Here is a 3,660-nt window from a genome sequence, read left to right on the forward strand (position 1 = left end):
GATCAGACAAACATCAGTCCCTGATACCCATTCAACCTTTTATCCAAATATCAAGCTCATGTAAGCGGAGAAGAGCCGAGAATGTATTGCAATCTGATACACGGTAACGCCTAAATAACATCAGTCGTAATACGTCCAGTTGATAAATTTTATGCCTTATGCTCATAAAAAATACAATCTAATAATGCTGCACGGCCTTTCCAAATCTCTTTTTCACTTTTTTCTTTCGGCTGATTAGTTTGCCACCACACAGAATCATGAATACGACAAATTAATTCATCCCAATATCTTTCGTAGGTCATTCCAGTAATTTTTATACCGAAATCTTTACACATACTTTTATTGTTTTTATCATCAATGCAAACAAAAATATCAGGTCGTTTCATCGCAAGTAATCTACTAGCCGTTCCTATACCATCTCTGCCATCAGGAAACGCTTTTACAAAGCAATCGATGAATTGCATATAGTCACTTCTAGTAATATTTTTGTTTAGGTCAATATGCTGAATAGCATCAGAAATATATGGATTATTATTGTTTATATTACTATGAAAAACACCTGCTCCCCTCATGCTACCGAACCAGCCCCAATGATCATGGAGATCATTTGGTAAACCAGCAATTGTCTTACGTAAAGCAAGTGGCATATCTTTATACTTATCATAGGATAGAAATCCTTGATGGATAATATTGAGTAAATCGAGGCGATCGTTAATACCGTGATAAGGATCTTTTTTAACCAAAGAGGAGAATTCATCCCAAGGCATTCGCATTATAGTGCTTTGTATTGCTGACTTCCTTGATGTTTTCTTCCCATAAATATCTGAAAGCCTATCAAGCTTGGTTTTGTTTTTAGCCCAGATACATCGATAAGCGTTAGCTTCCTCTGTCGTAATAGCAGATGCACTATCAAAGTAAGCAGTAATGCTTTTAAGAATATCAATTTTTAGATTAGGTTGTGATTGTTCAAAACTGGAAAAATGAACACTCATTTCCTGATTATTGTTCATCGCTCCTGCTGTCATATTGGCACTACCTATGATAGCTTCCCAACCTTCGGAGTTAGAGAAAAAATATACCTTCGGATGAAAAACACCACTAGGTTGAGTAATAAACTTAACACTCTCACTTTCTATAAAAGCATCTAATACATTAGGGTCAGTTTGATAAAAATGAGTGCCTATTGTAGTGGTTGACAATTTTTTTCTATTTTCCAGCAATGCTTTAAACACATTTGTGTTAGCTGATGCCCAAGCGACAGAAATATGAATATCATCATATTTATTAATAAGTTTAACGAGTAAACTTTCGAAGTTTTTATTCGTTGTAATTATATTCACACAAAACTCCTAATGTATGATGGAGACATAACGCCTTGTTGAACGAAGCCGCTGTGCGGCAGAAGAGATAACAAGCCTCTTTGCTCTACCATCCTAAATACTTTCTAGAGGCGACCTGCCTTGGTCGTAAATCTAGGAGTATTGCCATGAACACATCCGAACAACAACGCTTTGATTTTCTTTATGAACAACATCTTACCAACTTAACCCTGCAAGGCAAGCGACCCGCAACTATCGATGCGTATAGCCGAGCCGTTAGACGTATTGCGGCCTATTTTGACTGTTGCCCCGACAACCTCACAACCAATGATTTGAAGCGCTACTTCGCTCAACTGATAGCGTCACACTCATGGAGCACAGTTAAGCTTGACCGTAATGGCTTACAGTTTTTCTACCGTCATGTGCTTAACCTGCAGTGGGAATGGCTCAACATCGTTAAGCCGCCACAGGTAAAACGCTTGCCCGATATTCTGACCCCAGCTGAAGTCGCTATCGTCATTAGCCTCACTCACCAACTGCGTTATCAGGTGTTCTTCTTGGTGCTGTACAGCATGGGGCTTAGGCTTGGCGAAGGCATTTCACTGCAGGTGGGTGATATCGACTCGCGGATGATGCAGGTGCATATTCGTAATGCTAAAGGTGGCAAGGATAGGCTGATTCCTTTACCTAAACGCACTTTACTTGCACTGCGGTATTACTGGCAAACCCATCGCCATCCGCGTTATCTTTTCCCGGGTAAAGATGGCAAGCCTGACTCACTGATGGATAAAGGTGGCATTCAAAAGGCACTAAAACGAGTCATTGCTGAGTGCAACATTCATAAATCCATCAGCCCGCATAATCTACGCCACAGCTATGCAACTCACCTGCTTGAGCAAGGACTAGATCTGCGCTCTGTTCAAAGTCTGCTCGGCCATAACAGCCTTAATACCACTGCACGATATACACGGCTTACTCAAATTACTCGCAAAAATACAATTGAGGCGATTAACCTGCTGACAGATGGTTTAGCGCTGAACTGGGAGTGTGGCGCATGAAGTTCATCGACATTTTACGCGAGCATCTTGATACGTTTAATCAGGCTTACGAGCAACAAATTACTGCGACTATGTGACAAGCAATTTATGCGATGCTCAGTTGCCGCAGCAATACCGCGCGAACAAGTCAGTGGGCCTGCCAGAGTTGTACTCATACTGCCGACTTCCCACTCTCTTGTGGTCATCGCAGTTGCCCTCAATGTCAGCACAACACCACTGACGATTGGCTGAACAAACAGCAAGCTAAACTACTGCCAGTTGAGTATTACATGGTGACGTTCACCTTGCCTTTCGAGCTTCGTGCCGTCGTGAAGTCTCACCCAGAGCAAGTCTATCAAGCGATGTTCACGGTGGCGCCCAGTTTACTTAAAGACTTTAAAATCACTTGGCGGTGAGATAGGTTTCACGGGCGTGTTGCATACCCACAACAGACGCCGAGACTACCATCCGCATCTTCACTTCATCATTCCCGCAGGTAGCTTCAACAAAGCCAAGCAGCAGTGGCGGAAAAGCAGGGGTAAATACCTGTTCAATGCCTTCAACCTCGCCACAGTGTGGCGAGCAAGACTGCTTAAACAACTGACAGACAAACTCAACATCATGCTACCAGAACACCCGCCTAAGAAGTGGGTGGTAGATTGCCAGCATGTGGGCAAAGGCTTACCAGCACTGAAGTACCTGTCCCGATACCTCTATCGCGGTGTATTGCCAGATAAAAGCATCATCAGCGTGACTGATGGCCAAGTCAGTTTTAAGTATCAAGACAGCCAGAGTCAAACGACAAAAATACGTACCTTACCCACGGTGAAGTTCTTATGGTTAGTACTGCAGCATGTTTTGCCCAAAGGGTTACGACGAGTCAGAGATTATGGTCTGTTACAAGGTAGCAGTCGAAAGATACGTCAGCAGATCCAGTTTATGCTTGCGGTTGCTGGTGCAATATATCCGATAGTGCCAGAGCTAAAGCGCACGGTGGCGAACCGCACTTGTCCTTGCTGCCAACAGCCAATGGAATTTATGGGCGTACGTGGAAAAAAGTATGCTCGACCTACAAGCTTACTTAGCCAAAGTACTTAGCGAAAACACTAGGCAACCTAACGCCACAGTTTAAGCGGTAAATGAGCAGAATTTTTAATTTGAGATATTTAGAAGCGAATAACTTACTTTATTGGCTAGCGGTGCTAAGGGATAGCTATGGCTAGTCAAAAGGAGGGTGTAACAGATTCTGTGTAACTGCAGTTTTAGTTAATATGTTTCACAAGTCTGTCTTCAAACTCAATAAT

Annotated in this window: 2 protein-coding genes and 1 pseudogene; 2 read left to right on the forward strand and 1 reads right to left on the reverse strand. The window is 42.6% G+C overall.

Annotated features, from left to right (window positions below; all coding sequences use genetic code 11):
• Positions 1 to 149 precede the first annotated feature (149 nt).
• Positions 150 to 1,340: a phospholipase D family protein gene (locus ACVBIK_RS20535; RefSeq protein ID WP_447170412.1), complete on the reverse strand. Its 1,191-nt coding sequence runs from the start codon at positions 1,338 to 1,340 to the stop codon at positions 150 to 152.
• A gap of 146 nt (positions 1,341 to 1,486) precedes the next feature.
• On the opposite strand from ACVBIK_RS20535, the gene ACVBIK_RS20540 reads away from it, so the two are divergent.
• Together ACVBIK_RS20540 and ACVBIK_RS20545 are read left to right on the forward strand one after the other, a co-directional pair.
• Complete coding sequence (locus ACVBIK_RS20540) at positions 1,487 to 2,377, forward strand: tyrosine-type recombinase/integrase (RefSeq protein ID WP_447170413.1); 891 nt, start codon at positions 1,487 to 1,489, stop codon at positions 2,375 to 2,377.
• Positions 2,374 to 3,488 (forward strand): annotated as a pseudogene (locus ACVBIK_RS20545) (IS91 family transposase). The gene ACVBIK_RS20540 and the pseudogene ACVBIK_RS20545 overlap by 4 nt, the downstream one beginning before the upstream one ends.
• Positions 3,489 to 3,660: the final 172 nt, after the last annotated feature.

The organism is Shewanella sp. 125m-1 (genome assembly GCF_052977065.1).

Bases quoted from the DNA above. Each gene is read 5' to 3' on its own strand.
- ACVBIK_RS20540 (WP_447170413.1), top strand. From the start codon at position 1,487: ATGAACACATCCGAACAACAACGCTTTGATTTTCTTTATGAACAACAT.